The organism is Tychonema sp. LEGE 06208 (genome assembly GCF_015207505.1).
Lineage (GTDB): Bacteria > Cyanobacteriota > Cyanobacteriia > Cyanobacteriales > Microcoleaceae > Microcoleus.
Window position 1 is genome coordinate 1 of the sequence record NZ_JADEWT010000122.1, and the last position, 19216, is coordinate 19216.

General features: G+C 44.8%; 18 protein-coding genes and 1 pseudogene. 8 read left to right on the top strand and 11 right to left on the bottom strand.

Going from position 1 to position 19216, the window contains the following annotated elements; all coding sequences use genetic code 11:
- Positions 1-127: 127 nt before the first annotated feature.
- A pseudogene (locus IQ263_RS23885) lies at positions 128-265 on the bottom strand (metallophosphoesterase family protein); the annotation flags it as partial.
- A complete protein-coding gene (locus tag IQ263_RS23890; protein WP_194070620.1) occupies positions 262-1041 on the bottom strand; it encodes a GTP-binding protein in 780 nt (259 codons plus the stop codon). The gene IQ263_RS23890 and the pseudogene IQ263_RS23885, both read right to left, overlap by 4 nt.
- 278 nt (positions 1042-1319) lie before the next feature.
- Between IQ263_RS23890 and IQ263_RS23895 the strand changes: the two genes are divergently transcribed.
- A complete protein-coding gene (locus IQ263_RS23895) occupies positions 1320-1538 on the top strand; it encodes a chlorophyll a/b-binding protein (RefSeq protein WP_194070621.1) in 219 nt (72 codons plus the stop codon).
- A 400-nt stretch (positions 1539-1938) separates the two neighbouring features.
- On the top strand, positions 1939-2388 hold the full coding sequence (locus IQ263_RS23900) for a pyridoxamine 5'-phosphate oxidase family protein (protein WP_194070622.1): 450 nt from the start codon (positions 1939-1941) through the stop codon (positions 2386-2388).
- A 198-nt stretch (positions 2389-2586) separates the two neighbouring features.
- On the opposite strand, the gene IQ263_RS23905 is transcribed toward IQ263_RS23900, so the two are convergent.
- Positions 2587-3459, bottom strand: coding sequence for an alpha/beta fold hydrolase (locus IQ263_RS23905; RefSeq protein WP_194070623.1), 873 nt, complete (start codon positions 3457-3459; stop codon positions 2587-2589).
- Between the two features lie 332 nt (positions 3460-3791).
- On the opposite strand from IQ263_RS23905, the gene IQ263_RS23910 reads away from it, so the two are divergent.
- Positions 3792-4286, top strand: coding sequence for a GAF domain-containing protein (locus IQ263_RS23910; RefSeq protein ID WP_194070624.1), 495 nt, complete (start codon positions 3792-3794; stop codon positions 4284-4286).
- Positions 4287-4402: 116 nt separating this feature from the next.
- On the opposite strand, the gene IQ263_RS23915 is transcribed toward IQ263_RS23910, so the two are convergent.
- From IQ263_RS23915 to uvrA, 4 genes are all read right to left on the bottom strand, one after another.
- A complete protein-coding gene (locus IQ263_RS23915) occupies positions 4403-4756 on the bottom strand; it encodes a helix-turn-helix domain-containing protein (RefSeq protein ID WP_194070625.1) in 354 nt (117 codons plus the stop codon).
- Positions 4757-4770: 14 nt separating this feature from the next.
- Positions 4771-4890: a type II toxin-antitoxin system HigB family toxin gene (locus IQ263_RS23920; protein WP_333193945.1), complete on the bottom strand. Its 120-nt coding sequence runs from the start codon at positions 4888-4890 to the stop codon at positions 4771-4773.
- Positions 4891-4953: 63 nt separating this feature from the next.
- The gene (locus IQ263_RS23925; RefSeq protein ID WP_194070626.1) at positions 4954-5769 is read right to left on the bottom strand and encodes a hypothetical protein; all 816 of its coding nucleotides are present in this window, start codon (positions 5767-5769) and stop codon (positions 4954-4956) included.
- 177 nt (positions 5770-5946) lie between these two features.
- The gene (gene uvrA, locus IQ263_RS23930) at positions 5947-8910 is read right to left on the bottom strand and encodes an excinuclease ABC subunit UvrA (protein WP_194070627.1); all 2964 of its coding nucleotides are present in this window, start codon (positions 8908-8910) and stop codon (positions 5947-5949) included.
- Positions 8911-9314: 404 nt separating this feature from the next.
- Between uvrA and IQ263_RS23935 the strand changes: the two genes are divergently transcribed.
- The 3 genes from IQ263_RS23935 (at position 9315) to IQ263_RS23945 (ending at position 12560) form a co-directional block, all read left to right on the top strand.
- The gene (locus IQ263_RS23935) at positions 9315-11096 is read left to right on the top strand and encodes an SWIM zinc finger family protein (RefSeq protein WP_194070628.1); all 1782 of its coding nucleotides are present in this window, start codon (positions 9315-9317) and stop codon (positions 11094-11096) included.
- A 91-nt stretch (positions 11097-11187) separates the two neighbouring features.
- The gene (locus IQ263_RS23940) at positions 11188-11496 is read left to right on the top strand and encodes a WD40 repeat domain-containing protein (protein ID WP_255515923.1); all 309 of its coding nucleotides are present in this window, start codon (positions 11188-11190) and stop codon (positions 11494-11496) included.
- Entirely contained in the window at positions 11493-12560 is a 1068-nt protein-coding gene (locus tag IQ263_RS23945) for a WD40 repeat domain-containing protein (RefSeq protein WP_194070629.1), read from the top strand. Before IQ263_RS23940 ends, IQ263_RS23945 begins: the two co-directional genes overlap by 4 nt.
- A gap of 247 nt (positions 12561-12807) precedes the next feature.
- Here IQ263_RS23945 and IQ263_RS23950 read toward each other — a convergent pair whose 3' ends face one another.
- Positions 12808-13440 (bottom strand): 7-carboxy-7-deazaguanine synthase QueE, encoded by a 633-nt coding sequence (locus tag IQ263_RS23950; protein WP_194070630.1) that lies wholly within the window; start codon positions 13438-13440, stop codon positions 12808-12810.
- Positions 13441-13632: 192 nt separating this feature from the next.
- Positions 13633-14331, bottom strand: coding sequence for a class I SAM-dependent methyltransferase (locus tag IQ263_RS23955; RefSeq protein WP_194070631.1), 699 nt, complete (start codon positions 14329-14331; stop codon positions 13633-13635).
- Between the two features lie 828 nt (positions 14332-15159).
- Between IQ263_RS23955 and IQ263_RS23960 the strand changes: the two genes are divergently transcribed.
- Together IQ263_RS23960 and IQ263_RS23965 are read left to right on the top strand one after the other, a co-directional pair.
- A complete protein-coding gene (locus tag IQ263_RS23960; protein WP_194070632.1) occupies positions 15160-15927 on the top strand; it encodes a hypothetical protein in 768 nt (255 codons plus the stop codon).
- A 484-nt stretch (positions 15928-16411) separates the two neighbouring features.
- Positions 16412-16858 carry a hypothetical protein gene (locus tag IQ263_RS23965; RefSeq protein ID WP_194070633.1) on the top strand — a complete coding sequence of 149 codons (447 nt, stop codon included), beginning with the start codon at positions 16412-16414 and terminating at the stop codon, positions 16856-16858.
- Between the two features lie 152 nt (positions 16859-17010).
- Here the strand turns inward: IQ263_RS23965 and IQ263_RS23970 are convergent, their stop codons facing one another.
- Positions 17011-17571 carry a cyclic nucleotide-binding domain-containing protein gene (locus IQ263_RS23970; RefSeq protein ID WP_194070634.1) on the bottom strand — a complete coding sequence of 187 codons (561 nt, stop codon included), beginning with the start codon at positions 17569-17571 and terminating at the stop codon, positions 17011-17013.
- A 348-nt stretch (positions 17572-17919) separates the two neighbouring features.
- Complete coding sequence (locus tag IQ263_RS23975; RefSeq protein WP_194070635.1) at positions 17920-18909, bottom strand: DUF1517 domain-containing protein; 990 nt, start codon at positions 18907-18909, stop codon at positions 17920-17922.
- Between the last annotated feature and the right edge of the window lie 307 nt (positions 18910-19216).

Here is a 19216-nt window from a genome sequence, read left to right on the forward strand (position 1 = left end):
GACCGTTTCGACTAACTTCTTCCGAACCACAATTAGGGCAACAATTAATTTCTAATTTCATATCACGCTATGGCAAACACTTCTCTAATCATAACGTACTCTGATCCTTTCCTTCAGGGCACTACCCGGCGTGGGGATGCGGGCCGTAACCGACTAAATCTCCAAGGCAAAAGATTTTTTCTGCTTGTTGTTCGTCAATGTCTGACAAAACTGCATTTAAGGCTTCGTAGTTGCCGTGAATGCAGGACATAACTGCTATTTTCATTCGGTTTCTTCTTCTCCTAATAATAGTGCTTGTTTGACTTGCTGTTGGTAATTCAACAGAATTGTTTCGGACAGACAGCAATCTTCTAGGGTTTGTCCTAATGCTGTTTCATCGAGATTTTCGCCGACAATTTCTATGCCGCTAAATCTTTGGGGGCGGCCTTCGAGCCAGCGGGGAAGTGGCAATTCTTCGTGGGCGGTTTCTTTGAATTCGGCAGAGAAATCGAAGTAGAACGATCGCCCGTCGGCTATGTCAAAAATGCCTTTGGCTCGGTGGATTTTGCCGTAGGCTCCTTGGGTCATTTCTTCATACCAAAACAGATCGAGGCTGGCGGGATCTAGGACTTGGCCACTGGCGGGGCTGCGCCAAATTGATAGTTTTTCTGGTTCGCCGCTGACGGCTATTCCCTCTACAACTGCATCCGCCCACTGATGCCATTCGGTGTCTTTGATTTCTGGCGGCACTACAGCAAATCGGCGGCTGGGAAAGCTTTGGAGTAGGTTTTCTACTGCTGTCAGTTGCAGGTAAAATCCCAGTTCGATGTAGGCTGAAACGCCGTTTTCCAGGTGTTTCGCGAGTAGGGACTCTTCGCCGTCTCTCAGGGTGGTGATGTGGGGGAATTCGGCGGCGATGCAGGTTTGGTCGATCGGCACATTGCCGCTTCCGGGGCAAAAATACAGCAGGGGCGGGGTTTGGGCTGCTAGCTGCTGTCGAATCCAGGTTGTTTTGCCGCTTCCGGGCGGGCCCGCTACGGCGGTGATGGTATGTTGACTCATAAATATAATGATAATCGTTATCAACCAAGTTGGCTCTTATATATTTAGATTTAAGGTTTTGAACGGGCATCCTGCCCGCTCCACTCTTCGTGGCTATGCCTCTGGAACCAGTTACCGTGCAAGTTAGATTCGCGACAGCTTAGCGTTTCGAGGCCGCCCAAGTCTTAGTGCCAACGTTTGTGACTAGCATCACAAACTTTTATGCGCCCAATCACTGTAATATAAGTTAATACTCTGTTACATTTATTCATATAAAGCAACGAAACAAGGAAAAATCCATGACTTCACGTAACATGATGGTAGATGACCAAGGCCTCCTCAACAACTTCGCGATCGAACCCACGATGTATGTAGACGCCAACGTCAGCACCGGTTTCACAAAATACGCTGAGAAAGTTAACGGACGTTTTGCGATGATCGGATTTGTTTCTTTGCTGGCGATCGAAGTTTTGACAGGACAAGGCTTTCTTACATTACTCAAAAATTCTTTAGGCTAGGGCGATCGGTTACATAGATTTAATATAATCTCCGCTGAATAGCTCATAATAAAAAATGTTTGCAGTCAGGACTTTAGTCGTAACTGCAAACCATTTTTTTGTTTAAAATATGTTTGGCCGCTTGTGGCCTATCAAAATAAATCTTATGTCCGATCGCGCGATCGGACATAAGATTAAAACTAATCAGAGCCATACAAATTTTTATACAAACAATCTCGGTCTAAAGGTAGATGACAATTGTGAACAATTAAGGTTACAATCTCCAAAATCATACATTTTTTAGAAAAACCAAACAGGCGCATCAACAACGCAATAAATTAGACCAGCAGCCCAACTCGTGAAGAAATTTTAAACATCGAGGGATTTCTCTAGAGTACCTAATTCTTATAAGGAGCATAAAATGTTAGATATTGATGAAATGAGCTCAAAAGAAATACAAGAGCTTTTGCAGAAAGTAGGGCACGGACACCTCGGCTGTGTATTTGAAGGGCATCCATACGTTGTCCCAATGCACTATTATCTCCAAGATTCCGACATATACATTTTCACAACTGTCGGGATGAAAACTAAGTATATGGACGGAAATCCAGAAGTCTGCTTGCAAGTTGAAGAAGTCCGCGATTCGGAACACTGGCGCAGCGTTGTCGTCAACGGGCGAGCAGAACGCCTCACCCAGCAGCCAGACATCGATCGCGCGATGCAATTGGTCAAAGAACACAACCCCACACTTTCACCCGCCATCAATCGCACTTGGATTGACTCTTGGGGGCGTGCGGAGGTAATAGCAATCTACCGCATTTACCCCAGCGAAATGAGCGGGCGCACGACGGAAGGAATCAGCAGTCGGTAAGTTGGGAGACATCTGGGTTGAGTAGAGAAAATAGGACTCACTTGAAACCGGGTTTTTTACGAAAATACTTAATTAAGACCTTCAATATCGCTAAAAAACCCGGTTTCTGAGTGTCGGAGTGCGTCCAAGACTGAAATTACTAAAAAGTCCTCCAGGGGGAAAACCCTGCGCCAGCGGAAAATAGTGCAAAATATTTTCTCAAACAGCTTTGCTTGCCAAAAACTCTCTCATGTACCGATTCACTAACTGCGGCTGTTCCTGCTGTACCCAGTGGCTGCAATTAGGAATGTACTGAATCTGAAAATCCCGGACGTAATCTTCAGTCCCGTAAGTTAACTCTTTGCCGAGGGCGCTATCGTTTTCTCCCCAAATCATCAGCGTCGGAACTTGCAGCACATCCCAATTCTGGCGATCGAGAAATCCGCTAGCAATGTTGCGGTAATAATTGATAGTAGCAGTCAGAGCGCCCGGTTTAGCCGCCGCATCTTTGTAAGCTTGGATGTCAGAGGGGGTAAAGCTGCTTTTGTCAACAGCCATGCCTTCAAAAGCAAGGGCGATCGCCCGATAGTCACCCAACCGAATTAAGAACTCCGGCAAAATCGGCAACTGAAACAAAAAAACGTACCAACTTTTTCGCAATTGTTGGGGAGTTCGCAGCCCTTCCGCAAACTTGGCCGGATGCGGTAAATTCATCACAATTAATTTATCGACCATCTCTGGATAAGCATAGGCAAAATTCCAGGCGATCGCCCCTCCCCAGTCGTGACCGACTAAAACGCAACTTTTGTATCCCAAACCCTGAATAATTCCCTTGACATCTTGCACAAACTCTGCCATCACGTAGGCAGATTTATCCTTCGGTTTGTCGCTGTCATTGTAACCTCTGAGATCCACAGCGACAACTTGATAATCTGACGCAAATTCCGGGATTTGATGGCGCCAAGAATACCAAAATTCGGGAAATCCGTGCAGCATCAGCATCAGCGGCCCGGAACCTTGAGTGACACCATGAAGCTTGATGTTATTTGTCGCAATAAATGCGTGTTTCCAAGCTTCTTTCAGCACAGGCATATTTGATAGTTCCTCTAGCTAGAGATAGATTTTAGCAGTTAAATAAGTTGAGATTTCAGATTAAAGAATTGAACAATTCAAAACGATCTATCGCCCTTCGTGATTTGGTGATTCCTGTGTGGAACAGGTGTCGAGCCCTTTTCCCGAAAGGATTGCGAACTCAGTCAAAATATTAGTATAATGTTACTTCCGTTTCGAGAACTGTCAAGCCAAAAATAACTTATTTTCGAGCGGGCGAGAATCCAGAACCTCAAAGAGTTGACAATTTTTGAAGATGCAAGTTAAATAATTCATAGTTTGCGAGTACACTAGAAATTGAAGGAGTTCATATCATGTCTGGCGATCGCCTGCAAAACATTGTTAACCGCTTGACAGATAGTCTAAAGCGCGACGTATTAGTTGAAAAATCCCTATACGACATTCGAGAAGTTTTGCAGAGCGATCGCGCGGTGCTGTATTATTTTTACAGGCAGTGGCAGGGTCAAGTGACTTGCGAGATGTTAAGTGCGATCGAATTCTCAATCTTAGGCTCAACCGGGCCAGACGAATGTTTTAACGACGAATACGCAGCATTGTACGAAGGCGGCAGAGTTAGAGCAATTGCAGATATTGAAACAGAACCCCTCAACCAATGTCACCGAGATTTTCTGCGTAGCATGAAGGTTCGCGCTAATTTGGTCGTGCCAATTTTAACGAAAAAAGGGCTGTGGGGGCTGTTAGTTGCTCATCAATGCAGCGGGCCCCGCACTTGGTTGCGATCGGACATTGAATTCATGCAAAAACAAGCGCAAAATATAGCAATGTCTCCGACAATTCAAGATAGTTAATCTTTCATCCAAAATCCTGCTTTGTGACTATTCAGGTGCATTGTCTGTGCAATGGAAAATTACCAACTGTCCCAAAATATGGTGTTCTATTGTTAGGCGGAGGTTTGTAGCGACTCCTAGGGCTGGATGAGAATCTCAGCGGGAATTCCTAACTCTTGATTCAGCTTCCGAATCATTTCCAAAGTCAAGGAGCGTTTGCGAGATAATATCTCAGAAACTTTAACTCGACTGCCAATACATTGTTCCAAATCGCTACCAGACCATCCGCGAGCCTCCATGTAGTATTGAATGGCTGCAATGGGATCGGGTATTGCGATCGGAAAGTGTGCCTTCTCGTAAGCTTCTACTAGGGTACTGAGCACATCTAGGCGATCGGACTCAGGTGTATTAGGAGCTGCATTAAACAGCAACTCAACCTCTCGAAGGGCATCCTGATAGTCAGTTTGGGTTCTAATTGGACGTATATCCATATATCAATTTGTGTTTAGATTGTTTCTGCATCTACCTTGTCATACTCGGCATGAGTGCCAATAAAGCGGATAAAAATAATGCCGATGTCATAACGGATTGAGACAATCAGCCGTAAAATGAAGCGGCGACAAATAACCTCGAATTCATCACCAGTGGTTTTTGCTCGTCCGCTGCCATAAACTGTTACCTCTAGCGCTTATGGTGACTGGCTTTTAGCCTTTTTAATTAGCTTTAAACAAGCGTGTATCGATGCCAGATAGTAATAGAAAATCCAACTATAAAAAATGGCTTTGTCATAATCCTGCTGTTGAGCGTCCTTGTGGTGTCGTATTCCAAAATTATTAGCTATATTAAATAAATCGTCCTCGTCTTTCTTGAAGACTACTTTCTTAATTTGAGGACGCAGAAACTCAAGAACATCAACTAAGTCTCGAACTGCATCACGCTTTCCATCTAGAGATGAGCGAGAACGTCTAAATTTTAGAATTGCGGATTGAACTCGCTGCTCAACATTTTCAGGATCGTAAGGAGGCAGTTCTGCAAGAACTAACTCCTCCAATCCTTGCTCGGGAAATTCTAGAATTTCACCATTTTCGGATAGTTCATATCCCTCTCTATAGTCACACAAGAGCTGATTAATTCTCTCTCTAAATTCTTGCTGACCAGCTAAGGTGTCATAATAATCCTCATAATCATCCCATCCATCGTATCCATGAATATGCTTAGAAACACAATCGTAAAGAAACTCGATGACATCAAACAAGTCATCCTCTGAATAATTATTACATTTTTCCTCAATTGGGTATAAATCAGATTTCCTGATGTCGAGGAACATTTGTGCTTCTATATCAGCACCTAGCTTGCCTGAGACAGCTTCATACTTTGCATAAAAATAATCGTTCTTTAGAAACTCAAGATAAACAGCTTTGAAAAGTTTAACGAATATGGGTAGATCGAAGCGACTCGCATCAGGATTTTTGCCAGTACGATGAGAATAGTATTTCCGACTCATGAACGATTATCCTAATTTTGTAAATATATCTGGATGGGCGAAGGATTCGCACCTATATTCTATCAATTAGACGACGTATTTTAGTATGGTGCGTCAGATGAGTTTCTTAAACGATTATTGAAGGTTTAAATATCTGACGCACCTTACTAATTATGAGAATTGCGTAATTCCTGCTAGTTAACTAACAGCTACAGCCTCCCCCAAAGGATGCTGCTCTAAAACAGCTTTCAAATATTTCCCAGTATAAGAACGAGAATTTGCCGATACCTCCTCCGGCGTTCCCGCCACAATAATCTCGCCGCCCTTATCTCCTCCTTCCGGGCCCAAATCGATCGCCCAATCGCAGCACCGAATCACATCCAAATTGTGTTCGATGACCAAAATTGAATTACCCTTATCCACCAACCTTTGCAGCACATTTAACAAATGGTGAACGTCGTAAAACGACAAACCAGTCGTCGGTTCATCAATCAAATAAAGCGTCTTCCCAGTCGCGCGGCGCGACAGTTCCGTTGCCAGCTTTACCCGCTGCGCTTCGCCTCCTGAAAGAGTCGGTGCAGGCTGTCCCAACTGAATGTAACCCAAACCCACATCCACCAAAGTTTGCAATCTGACACCAGCCCTAGGAATATTTTTAAACATTTCCCAGGCTTCCTCTACTGTCATGTTCAAAACATCAGAAATAGACTTGCCTTTGTACTTCACTTGCAGCGTTTCCCGGTTGTAGCGCGCACCCTTGCAAACCTCGCACTGCACGTAAACATCCGGCAGAAAATTCATCGAAATTACGTTCACTCCTTGGCCGCCGCAAGCTTCGCACCTGCCTCCTTTCACGTTAAAAGAAAACTGCCCAGCTTTGTAACCTCTTGCCTTTGCTTCAATGCTTTCGGCAAACAAATCCCGAATCACATCAAAGACTCCCGTGTAAGTAGCGGGATTGGAACGCGGAGTGCGGCCGATGGGAGATTGATCGATGACAATTACCTTATCAACTACATCCTGCAGAGACCGTTCGCCCTTCGTTTTGAGAGCTTCCATATCCGGCGGTAAAGGAACTTTTTTGGTAAGATAGTGTTGCAGCGACGGGTACAGCAATTCATTGATTAAGGTGGATTTTCCCGAACCGGAAACACCTGTCACGCAGACGAGTTTACCCAGCGGAATTTCCACATCAATATTTTTTAAATTGTTGCGTGTCGCATTTTTGATTGAGAGAGCTTTACCGTTGCCTTTTCTCCTTTCATTGGGAGTTTCAATTACTCGTTTTCCCGACAAATAAGCACCGGTTAAAGATTCCTCGGCGGCAAGCAAGTTTTCTAAACTTCCTTGCGAGATAATTTTGCCGCCGTGAACGCCTGCGCCTGGCCCGATATCGACAATGTGGTCGGCCGATCGCATGGTTTCTTCATCGTGTTCTACTACAATCAAAGTATTGCCTAAATCCCGCAATTTTGTTAAGGTTTGCAGCAGCTTAAAGTTGTCTCTTTGGTGCAGTCCGATGCTGGGTTCGTCCAAAACGTAGAGGACACCGGTCAAGCCGGAACCGATTTGAGTGGCGAGGCGAATTCGCTGGGCTTCGCCGCCGGAAAGCGTCATTGCTGGACGGTCTAATGTCAGATAATCTAATCCGACATCCAGCAAAAATTGCAGCCTAGCTTTGATTTCTCTCAGGGCTAAGTCGGATATTTGAAATTGCCGATCGCTCAATCCCAAATTCTCGACTCTCTCTCGACAGTCGCGAATCGAAATACTGGTCAAATCGACAATGCGGTACTGTCCCAGCCGCACCGCCAGCGCCTCTGCTTTCAAGCGTTTGCCGCGACAAACCTCGCAAGGGCGATCGACTCGATACTGTTCCAGTTTCTGCTTAATTAAATCAGAACCAGTATCGTCGTACTGGCGCTGCAACATGGAAATTACACCTTTAAAATCTCTCCGCAAATCAGTGACGCTGGTGTCTCGCTTTTTACCTTCTGCGGTTTGTTTAAACTCGTTTCCATACAAAATCACCTGTTGGTGTTGTGGCTTCAATCGGAACCAAGGAGTGTCGATATCAAAGCCGCAGGCATCAGCAACACTGCACAACAAAGAGAGATAATAGGAATTGTCTTTGTCTGACCAAGGGGCGATCGCGCAATAAACAGGTGCTTTCTCGTCAGGAATGACCAACTCCGGCGCAAAAGTCCGCAAATTCCCCAAACCGTGGCAGTTTTGGCACGCGCCGTAGGGCGAATTAAACGAAAACAATCGGGGCGAAAGTTCTTCCATCACCGCGCCGTGTTCGGGACAAGCAAAGTTTTCGGAAAATACGATGGGCCCGTTGGGTTCGGAATTTTCATCAGTCGGTAACTCTTCAACGATCGCAATTCCCTCAGAATGGCGCAAACAAGTTGTTAGAGAGTCAACTAAACGTTCTTCTAAACCGGCTTTTTTAACTAACCTGTCAACAACTATCTCGATGTTGTGCGTATGATTTTTATCTAATTCGATATTTTCTGACAGTTCTAAAATTTCTCCGTTAACTTTGACTCGAATAAATCCTTCGGAAGCTAAACTAGACAGTAATTTGCGGTGAGTGCCTTTTTTTCCGCGCACCACCGGCGCCAGAAGGTGAAAACGAGTGCCGTCTGGAAGGGCCATGACTCGATCGCACATTTCATCAATTGTCTGTGGCGCAATGCAGCGATCGCAAATCGGACAGTGCGGTTCGCCAGCTCTGCCGTAGAGCAATCTGAGATAATCGTAAATTTCTGTAACAGTGCCGACAGTCGATCGCGGGTTGTGAGAAGTTGACTTTTGGTCGATCGAAATAGCCGGACTCAACCCCTCGATCGCGTCCACATCCGGTTTGTCCAACTGTCCCAAAAACTGGCGCGCGTAGGCGCTGAGAGACTCAACGTAGCGGCGCTGTCCCTCTGCAAAAATTGTATCGAAAGCCAGGGAAGACTTACCGGAACCGGAGACACCAGTAAACACGATCAGTCGATCGCGCGGCAGTTCCAAATCGATATTCTTCAGGTTGTGCTGTCTCGCACCCCGAATCTGAATCGTATTTTGGCTGTTGGAGTTCAAAGTCGTCACATGATGTCCGTTGTGGGATGCACTTGACTGACTGGGTGAGGTTTCGGCGCGTTGGGACATGAGAGTAGTGCAAAACAGTGCTTAACCATCTTAGCGCTGCCTTTGGAATAGATAGCATCCAAACTCAAGAATATCAAAGAATCGTCAAATAGTTGACAGTTGACAGTTGATAGTTGACAGTTGAGGGTTCAGTTTTAATACCCGCTGCTGTTTGCACAGTAGACTGCATAATGTTTACTTCCCCTGCATTGAGATTAACATCAAAGAATCGTCAAATAAGTTTCCGTCGGCCCGTCGGGCAAAACCTTCAAAATTTGATGCTTCAAATCCACTTCGATTCCCAGCATGGTTTGAGCGTTCGGAATGCGATTCCTAATTAAATCCGAGGACTTTACTCCTCACTACAAATCGACATTTTTCGGGTAAAATCGAGTCTAATATTTTAATTACTGAGGCTTAGTGTCATGCCTATTCCCAAACTTAGTGAAACAATCATCAAAAATAACAGTTCTGAGCGATCGCTCAACCGAGCCGAAGATTACTATTTAGATGGAAATGTTACTAACGCAGTCCTCCGTGGCAATAGGGTGCAAGCAACAGTATACGGTTCTCAATCTCAAGCCTACAGCGTTAGCCTGCCGTTCAATCCTGCGGGATTAACATCTGGAGTATTGTGCACTTGTCCTTACGATGGCGATGGATGGTGCAAACACATTATCGCTACGCTGTTTTTGTGTCTGCGAGAACCCGAAAAAATTGAACATGGCGAGAGGCTGGAAGACTTGCTTTCTCGCCTCAACGATGCCCAAATCTATGAGTTAGTAGAGCATTTAGTGGACAACGAACCGTCGCTGATAAATGCGATCGAACTATACGTTAATTCTAACGCTGTGTCTGCGGCGACAAGCCAAATGACGAAAATACATCGCCAAAGTGCGATCGATCCTGCTCCTTTTCGGCGACAAGTACGAGACATTTTCCGACAAGCTGAGGATTATTCCGAGTATGAATATGGTTATGATGAAGAAGACCCAATTACAGAAGAAATTTTAGAATTAATTCAGCAAGCCCAGGAATTCAGCGAACAAGGAGATGGCAAAAACGCTTTAGTAATTTTAGAAGCTATTACTGCAGGCTGCGTTGATGATTGGGATGAGATAGAAGAATATGGTTTTGAAAGTTATGAAATCACCAATGCTTTGGATGAAGCTTGGACAACAGCCATTTTGACCGCCGAACTAACTGCTGAGGAAGAAATAGATTTTCAGGTGATGTTAGAAGGTTGGAACGATGAATGGGATTGTAATTTCAGCATGAGTTTGGAAGCTTTACGCCAAGGTTGGGACTACCCGCCACTCCAGCAGATATTGGAAGGAAACCTTACTGGAACGGGAATCTGGGCTGATAATCCACCAGATTATGCTCGTGAATTAACCTTGACTCGCTTACAAATTCTCGATCGCCAGAACCGCGAAAAAGAATACTTATACCTAGCCAAGGCAGAAGGCTGTATTCAACAATATTTGACCATGTTAGCTCGTTTGGGGAGAATAGAAGAAGCTGTGAAAGCTGCGGAAACCGAGATGACATCAGTCGAAGAGGCTTTTGCTCTAGTTCAAATTTTACAAGAAGACGGATATTCAGAAGAAGCTCTAGAAATTTGTCAAGCTGGGTTGAATTTACCCGGCAATCTTACCTATAAACTGGCAATTTGTATGAGTGAATTAGCCGATGAATTAGGCGAAAAAGAAGCTGCGTTTAATGCTAAACTTAAAATTTTTAAAATTCAACCTTCCTTGAATGATTATCTTTCATTGCAGGAGTTATCAGGAGATAATTGGTCAACCTTGAGAGTAGATTTGTTGGCAATTGTAAGAACCATTCAAAGCTACAGTTCTACCGAAGCAAAGGTTGATATTTTTCTGCATGAAAAAATGATTGAAGAGGCGATCGCCGTTGTAGAAACATCTTACAGTTCAGAACTCGTTCATCGAGTGATGATGGCAGCAATTCCCCATCGCCCAGATTGGGTAATCGCCAATGCTTGTCAGCGCGCTGAATCGATTCTAAATGCAATGAAATCAGCCGAGTACGATAGTGCAATTAAGTGGCTAGAAAAAGCCCGTGCTGCCTATATACAAGCTGAGCGAAAAGTTGAGTGGTCTGCTTATCGCGCTCAACTGATGGAAGTACACAATCGGAAGCGGAAATTCATGGGATTGTTCAGAAACTCATATTTAAATTAAGTCTTAATTTTATCATAAATTTCTGGCAAAAATTGCAGACTTTTGTGAAATTATCTGCGCTTATCTGTATCGATATGCCTCGCATCTGCCCTTGATATCATGTCCGAGCGATTTCTATAACAAAGTCGTTTTCTCGCCCGATGGCAAAATCCTCGCCTCCGCTAGCGAAGACAATACCATCAAACTCTGGAACCCAGACGGCATCTTGCTTATAACCCTTACCGGACACCGCGATAACGTTGGGAATCTCAGTTATTCGCCCCATGGATTGACGATCGCATCTTCGGGCTCCGACGGCACTGTCAAACTCTGGAATACCGCCGACGGCACTTTGCTCAAAACCTTTACAGGACATAGGGGCTGGGCAACAAGCGTCTCAGTTATTCGCCCCATGGATTGACGATCGCATCTTCGGGCTCCGACGGCACTGTCAAACTCTGGAATGCTGCAGACGGAACAGAAATCGCTACGCTGAAAGGCCATACCAAACCTGTCAGAAGTGTCAGTTTTTCCGACGACGGCAAAACCCTAGCATCGGCTGGCGAAGAGGGTTTAGTCAAGCTGTGGGATGTCGAAAACCTGACTTTTCTCACCACCCTGCAAGCCCAGAATAAGGAAATCTGGAGCGTCAAATTCAGCCCTCCTGCCAGCAACAGCCCAACTCTGGCTACCGCTAGCGAAGACGGAACCGTCAAATTGTGGAATTTACCGCTGTTAGGAAATATCGAGCCACAAACGCTCAAAGGACACAGTGGCAGGGTTTCGAGCCTGAGTTTCAGTCCCGGCGGCCGCACTTTGGCAACCGCAGGTACCGATCGCGCGGTACGACTCTGGAACCTCGCCGGCATCGAACCGAAAGTTCTAGAAAGCCACCGCAGTCAGGTTTTCAGCGCGAGTTTCTCGCCAGACGGCAAAACTATTGCTTCCGGTAGTGGCGATCGTACTGTTAAATTGTGGAATGCACAAAACGGCAGCGAAATCAAATCTTTTTTAGGACATCGAGGTGCTGTCACCAGCGTCAGTTTCGCCCCTGATGGCACAATTTTAGCATCCGCGTCGGGCGATCGAACTATTAAATTATGGAACCTAGAAACTGGGCAAGAAATCAAAACTCTTTCAGGACATCAAAGGGAAATTGACAGCGTTGTTTTCAGTCCCGACGGTAAAATTTTAGCATCTGCAAGTTTCGATCGCACAATTAAACTGTGGAATGTGGCAGACGCCACAACAAACTCGGAGGCTGTGCCCCTACAAGTTTTTGACGGACATCGCGATCGAGTTAACGATGTTAACATTAGTCCCGACGGCAAAACTCTTGTTTCTGCTAGCGACGATTTTACTTTAAGGATCTGGAATTTGGAACTAGATGTAGATAGTTTAATGAAGCTGAGTTGCCAATGGCTGGGCAATTATATTGCTAACTATCCTGACGAAAGGGCGATCGCCCAAATCTGCAATCCTTAAAAAAATTGAATAATATCGTGTCCGCTATACGGGATCTAAGATGTTGATGTGAATCATGGCGGGGATGGGGCGGGTTTATGAGATTATATCGTTTCCGTTTGGATCGTCAGGTGATTTAACCGCAGAGTACACAGAGTACACAGAGTCCGAGAATATATATCTGAATCATTCCGATGCTACCGGATTTGATATTATTTGTGGTTTCATAGATAGTTTATCAATCCGCCCCTACAGGATTTTGGGATGTTTATTGCACGCCAATAAACTTGTGAGTTTGCAAAGACAACCTATAACTCGGATGCTGTTTTAGTAACTCCAAAATAATCGGAATCGCCCGCTCTCGCGATTCCCATTCCGGCTGCAAAAACACAGGAATATTCCTATCTTCAACAAAATATTTTTTGTAAAAATCAACTTCTTCACCCGTGCTAACTACCAACTTAATTTCATTGGCTTTCTCCCAGAAATGCTCTTGTACCGGATATTTAGGATTGACGTGTTCCTTAGGAGACAGAGTAATCCAAGCCAGTGGCGAAACATCTTGCCAATAGGCGCCAGAAGTTTCGATACTTACCTGTTTGTCAGCTTGTAACAATGCTGCCACTAATTTTGGCAAATTCGGGTGGATGAAAGGTTCGCCGCCAGTAATGACAACTCTCGGCGACTGCAATTGAGCTAGCAATTGTGCGATCGACTGCGGCACCGACGGCAAACCTTTGCCACCTTTCGAGTAGCCAGTATCGCACCAAGGACACCCCACGGGACAACCTGCCAATCTAATAAAATCAACTAAAGTACCTGTCCAATAACCTTCGCCTTGAACAGTACACTGAAAAGTTTCGTGAATCGGTAATTTTATTTGTAAATTTGATACCAGCATTTGTCACTTTAATTTAATAATATTTGTTGAGGATTTTGATTAATTCTAATCGATCGTCGGTAATTAATATAGTTCTAGATAAAGGGGTAGGCAGAAACCGGGTTTTTCACCAAAATACTGTATCGCAGCCTTCAATACAGATAAAAACCCGGTTTCTTTGGTCTTAATAAAGTTCCCAGCAGCTAAAACTCTTTAATTGTGATGTTCCGGCTGCATCATAGTTGCCCAGCGGCGTTTCAGGGCTAAAGTTAGTCCGTCAGCAATGGGGACAACACTCAGAGTAACTCTCGGATCGTTACGCAATTTGTCGTTGAAACTGCGAAGGGCGAGGGTACTTGTGTCTTGTACTTGAGGATCGGCAACTCGTCCCGACCACAGAACGTTGTCAATTACTATTAAACCGCCATTGCGTACAAGTTGGAGCGATCGCTCAAAATAAGCCTCATAATTTTCTTTATCTGCGTCTATAAATGCAAAATCAAAGGTTCCGGCTTGTCCCTCGGCTATTAGTTTGTCGAGAGTATTGATTGCCGGCCCCAATTGCAAGGAAATTTTGTTTGCGACACCCGCAGCTTCCCAATAGCGTCGCGCGATCGAAGTATATTCCTCGCTGACATCGCAAGCAATAATTTTACCGTTAGGAGGCAGGGCTAAGGCTACACACAGGGAGCTATAACCAGTAAAAACGCCAACTTCTAAGGTTTTTGTCGCTCCCATAAGCTGCACCAGCATCTCCATAAACTGACCTTGTTCGGGAGCTATTTGCATCATACCCATCGGATGCTTAGCAGTTTCTTCTCGCAGTGCAGCGAGAATATCTGGCTCCCGCAGGGAAATAGATAATAGATAATCGTAAAGTTTATTTTCTAGACCAATAGTTGAGTTCGCCATCGGTTTGTCCTTCCTGCTGACTTTTGATTTGAGATTGTATGCGTGCAGTTATTGGAAATCGGATACGGTAGAGTTAATTTTAGCTATTTTGCTGTGGCTGCAGCTTGCGGTATGACCCTCTCGGTGACAAGCTGGTAATTTATTTGCTTTCACGGGCGATCGACCTTTCAATCAGTTTATCTCAGCTGCAGGCGATCGAGCAGCTCTGCAAAAGAAAAGTGGAGAGAGGAGCGTTTTGACATTGCTGCGTTCTTCTCCAAGTGTAACCCTGTGAGTTATACCAGTTCAAAAAAGAATGCCACTGTAGATAAGCTGTAAACCCAGACACAATCAGTCATTACTAATTTCAAATCTTAAATTTTAAATGGTATGACTTGGGGGAAATCTGACTTTATCCGATCGCTAATCGCTAATGAATAATTATTTATAACTTAGGCAATTCTCACAGAGAAACCGTTTTATTTAACTATTATTGCTCGGCGAAAGATCGTGTATTTTTTTCAAACAAACTAGGTGTCTGGAAACTCTTGTGTCCTGGAATATTACTAATCACTAATAAACTGGGTTGAACAATAGGACGCTTTATCAACTGTCACAGCTTATTCTTCTACACCCAAAAACCTATCCACAATCAAAATAACATTCCACGATTGAGATATAGCAAGTATTTCGATAAAAAAGTCAAGTTGTTGCAACCCTTGCCTAGCACTGTTACTCATAACTAATTAACCGAGATTAATAGGACGATTACTTAACTGTCACAGTTTCTGGCTCCATATCAAAACAACCTACTCACAATCAAAATAACATTTCACAAAGGCTCTCTTTATGTACAGTTTTGCAGGTTTTGGTGCGGGTACTGGCTTATTTTTATTGTTGATTTTTGCCATTCTGCAATGGCTGCACGTCCCCGCCGGCAGTTTTATTGATTGGGTAATTGCCATTGCTATTTTTGAATGGCTGTTGCTGATAGTTACTGTTCCTTGGAATGTCCATTTTGAAGCTAAAGAAGTTTTAGCGCAAGCGGCTGAATCTACTAAAAAAAATATTGCTGTCGATCATGAACAAGTCAAATACGTTAATGTATTAGTTCGCCGATCGCTCTTTGTGGCGATCGGCCTGCATCTCGGAAGCGCGATCGTACTTTACGCCCTAGCCGCCACTGGAATTAGTGCTGTGGGCTATCTCAGTTCCGGTGCTGCACTGCTGTTAACTGTAATGCGTCCAGCTATCCGAGGTTATCAATATTTAGCCCAGCGGCTGAGAACTATCCGCAGCCAATTTTTGTACCCCCGCGAAGATATTGTCGAACTCCGCAGCCGCTTTGCAAACTTAGAATCTACAGTTACAGATTTATCCAATCAATTCAGTTTAAATAATCCAAATTCGTGGGTAGCTGTCCAAGAGCGGGAGCAACAGGCTACCACAAGAGAATTAACTAATTTATCGGCATCTCTACAATCTTTGCAAGCGAAAAATCAGGCAGAACACACTAAACTGGCAAGAGATGCAGAAAGTGCGATCGCCCAGCTTACCGACGACGGACAATTTCTCAACCACGTCCGCGAAATCATCCGCTTCTATAAAGAAGCATAAAAAAAGTCAGTAGTCATTAGTCAGTAGTCAGTAGTCATTAGTCATTAGTCATTATTCATTTTAGCCTGAGCGAAGCCGAAGGCTAGTCATTGGTCATTTTAGCCTGAGCGAAGCCGAAGGCTAGTTATTAGTCATTGGTCATTAGTGCTTTCCCCTCCGAGCGAACGTCCAATGTCCGAACGTCCCCGATCGGGAACGTCATTAGTCATTAGTCATTTTCGCAATTTCCAATTACGAATTCCCGATTACCAATGACTAATGACTAATTCTCTATCTTTAGATAGATGCCATATACTCGCCCGGTGTAAATTTTTGAATAAAAACACCATTAAATCTGTCTTGAGGAAGACGGAATAAGTGTATTATAGATAACAGCAATTTTGAGGAAACTATAACCAAAGATAGTTTGTTAATGAGTTAGCTTAAGCTTAATATTAAACTATAAGCGAAAGACCTTTTTGAAAAGATAACTCAGGAAAAAATCATGACTAATCGCCAACCAACACCGCCCGAGAGTGAAATTAGCAAATCAACACCAACCGACAAAGAAATCGAAGCTAATATGGAAGCCCCCCACTACGACAGGGGCATTACTCCTGCTGAGACAGCAGCGCGCCAAGAACGCGAAGGTGCTAACTTCATGCACGCAACCACCGAAGCAAAGCAGAAAAGCGCCAAAACAGACGACCAAACCGATAACGAAAGCATTAACACTACAGATGGTTATACAGTAGACCAAGAAGGTCTGGTTAACAATTACGCGATCGAACCGGAAATGTACATCAACGAACCGGGCGATTTGAAAGCAAAAGAAGAAGCCGAAGCAGCAGAACGCGCTCGAATTCTTGCGGAAATCAAAGATAAAAAAGGCGAGGAAGGAAAACTGACAGAAGAAGCAGACACCCGTCACAAAGGGCCAGGAATTATCTAGATTGTCTGGTTGATAGTTGCACCTCAGCGCGCGAGGTAGCAACTCGAAAGGGCCCGGATTTTAGGGGAAAGGTCGATCGACCTTTCCCCTAAAATCCGGGCCCTATTTTGCTTGAGAATGCTGTGACATATATCCCGATGCCTAAAAATTACTCAAGCCCTAACATTTTGCCTCAGCCAATTAAACTTTGCCTGAGCTAGGGCTAAATTTTGCATAATGCTAGGATTGATATCCTCGCGCTCTAATTCTGGTCGATCAAATTCTTCTATATTGCGCCCATATTCTATATGTCTAATTGTACCGCGCATCCTGTCTGCCAAACAGAGCGAAATTCCATAATAAAAACGGGAAGCAAAACCCATATCTTGTTCGAGTTTGACTACTAACTGCCGCCGGGGAATTGCCAGCAAGTGAGTTTTTTCGATCGCCTTTACCGTAGCCAAAGGAGGGCGAGCATCAATAAAAGAAACTTCTCCCACAAGTTCACCGCTAGCTATTCTAGCGAGTTCTTTCGTCTCTTGGGCTTCGATCGAAACGCTCAAACTCCCTTCCAAAACAATATATAACGCATCTATCTGTCTCCCTTCAAAAATCAAAATCCCGCCCGCATCGAGAACTTCCCTTTTACCTTTTTGGATGATCCAGTCAATATCATCATTATTTAACTGGCTCAAAATAAAAAGTGCTTTTTTTCTGCTGCTGCTGTGTGGCATAAATTTAGCTCCCGATCGCTTCTTTATATAATCATCTTTCGTCTGCTCGTTACCAGTCGGAGCGACAGTAATGCAGATCCGGATGAAGAGCCTTTCTTTACCTCTGCGCCTCGGGATAGAAAAAATTGTGGCAGATGTTTAAGTTATTAAATTTTCGTTCCCAATCGCTGAGGCATCGCGTTGAATAATTAATCTTTCAATAATAGCATTTGTTGAATAAATTTTTTGAACTCGATCGGCATTCACAACAGATTGCAAATTTCTTGTCTGACAACCGATCGGGTTCGCCCCACAGCTTTCTTTGGGGATGGGGCGCCCGAAACAATTCTCAGCGCCCCGTTTAGCTCGCTAAATCAATCGCAAATCAGGATAGCCGGCCAACATATCATCAGCAGTGAGAGTGTCGCCGCTAGCTTGAGGAGTCCACAGCACCTCAACCGCCAGCAACTGCTCGCTCGATACTCCACCAATCTGGCGCAAAGCTTGGCGCAAATCTTCAGAGTTTTTCACCGAGGGCAATTCCAATTTGCCTTGAGTACCGACAATCACCGTCACCACAATAAATTCACCGGGAGCGGAATTCAAATCGGAAGTAACCAGCGCGCCGTTTTCCTGCAAACCAGGCAAGATATTGCTGCTCCCTGCCTGCCGGAGCTGATTGTTATAATTCGAGAGCGTTTCTTCAGAAAACTTACTGCGTTCTGCCAAAGAAAACTGGTTAAATTTAGCTTCGGCTGCTTCCAAGCGAGTTTGCATAGATTCAGCGCCCGCGTAAACCCAGTATTCAGGATGGCGCAGCATCGCCAGAGTAGATTCTTGCAGCACTTGAGCGCGACCGACTGCTGTATCGGTATCCGCTGTGCGCGCTAGGGAGTCGAGTTCGGCTTGCAAACTGCGGGCCTCTGCTAACAAACCCACTTGCAAGCGGGCCACAGATACCGTGGTGCTAGAAACGCTGTTGCCGAGTTCGTCAGTTCCACCCCGGGCGCTGCGGAAGCTTTGCACGAGGAAATTGGCGATCGAAATAAAAATCAAAATCGAGAACAGGCCGCCAAATCCGCCGCCAAATCCAAAAAACGGCAGCAAGAACGGGAAACCAAATCCACCGCCAAATCCGCCACCATAGCCGCCAGGGTAGTAACCCCCTCCAGACGGCGCGCGACTGGGAGATGAATAACTGCGCGCGGGCGCTCCAAAAGATCCGCCGCCCATACGTCCTCCGCTGCGAGCAGCCAGGGCTCCGTCAGCGTTACTGAGGGCTAGCGTCACTACCAGACCGATCGCAAATAGTGATTTCAAAAGCGGTTTGATCATCTTTGTAATTAGTTGCTTGTACATAACACCGTTACTATTCGATACATTTATAATTTACAATCTATTCTTGCGGATGGGCAACGCGGTTGTAGGGGTGAACGGTGCGAGATATCCGTACTAGCCGAACTCTCCATCGCTAGAACTCTGTCGGGGAACGACAAAGGCTAGAGAGAGTATAGATCACTAAAGTCCTTACTACGAACCACGGACGCGGATTTTACAGAACTTTACGTAGTTTCAGGGCGATCGACAAACAATAAGCTTTAGACTTTTAAAGAAATGCCCCCAGTCCTAGAAACCAGGACTTTATCCACCGTAAAAAATATTATGT

Bases quoted from the DNA above. Each gene is read 5' to 3' on its own strand.
- IQ263_RS23890 (WP_194070620.1), bottom strand. From the start codon at position 1,041: ATGAGTCAACATACCATCACCGCCGTAGCGGGCCCGCCCGGAAGCGGC.
- IQ263_RS23895 (WP_194070621.1), top strand. From the start codon at position 1,320: ATGACTTCACGTAACATGATGGTAGATGACCAAGGCCTCCTCAACAAC.
- IQ263_RS23900 (WP_194070622.1), top strand. From the start codon at position 1,939: ATGTTAGATATTGATGAAATGAGCTCAAAAGAAATACAAGAGCTTTTG.
- IQ263_RS23905 (WP_194070623.1), bottom strand. From the start codon at position 3,459: ATGCCTGTGCTGAAAGAAGCTTGGAAACACGCATTTATTGCGACAAAT.
- IQ263_RS23910 (WP_194070624.1), top strand. From the start codon at position 3,792: ATGTCTGGCGATCGCCTGCAAAACATTGTTAACCGCTTGACAGATAGT.
- IQ263_RS23915 (WP_194070625.1), bottom strand. From the start codon at position 4,756: ATGGATATACGTCCAATTAGAACCCAAACTGACTATCAGGATGCCCTT.
- IQ263_RS23925 (WP_194070626.1), bottom strand. From the start codon at position 5,769: ATGAGTCGGAAATACTATTCTCATCGTACTGGCAAAAATCCTGATGCG.
- uvrA (WP_194070627.1), bottom strand. From the start codon at position 8,910: ATGTCCCAACGCGCCGAAACCTCACCCAGTCAGTCAAGTGCATCCCAC.
- IQ263_RS23935 (WP_194070628.1), top strand. From the start codon at position 9,315: ATGCCTATTCCCAAACTTAGTGAAACAATCATCAAAAATAACAGTTCT.
- IQ263_RS23950 (WP_194070630.1), bottom strand. From the start codon at position 13,440: ATGCTGGTATCAAATTTACAAATAAAATTACCGATTCACGAAACTTTT.
- IQ263_RS23955 (WP_194070631.1), bottom strand. From the start codon at position 14,331: ATGGCGAACTCAACTATTGGTCTAGAAAATAAACTTTACGATTATCTA.
- IQ263_RS23960 (WP_194070632.1), top strand. From the start codon at position 15,160: ATGTACAGTTTTGCAGGTTTTGGTGCGGGTACTGGCTTATTTTTATTG.
- IQ263_RS23965 (WP_194070633.1), top strand. From the start codon at position 16,412: ATGACTAATCGCCAACCAACACCGCCCGAGAGTGAAATTAGCAAATCA.
- IQ263_RS23970 (WP_194070634.1), bottom strand. From the start codon at position 17,571: ATGCCACACAGCAGCAGCAGAAAAAAAGCACTTTTTATTTTGAGCCAG.
- IQ263_RS23975 (WP_194070635.1), bottom strand. From the start codon at position 18,909: ATGTACAAGCAACTAATTACAAAGATGATCAAACCGCTTTTGAAATCA.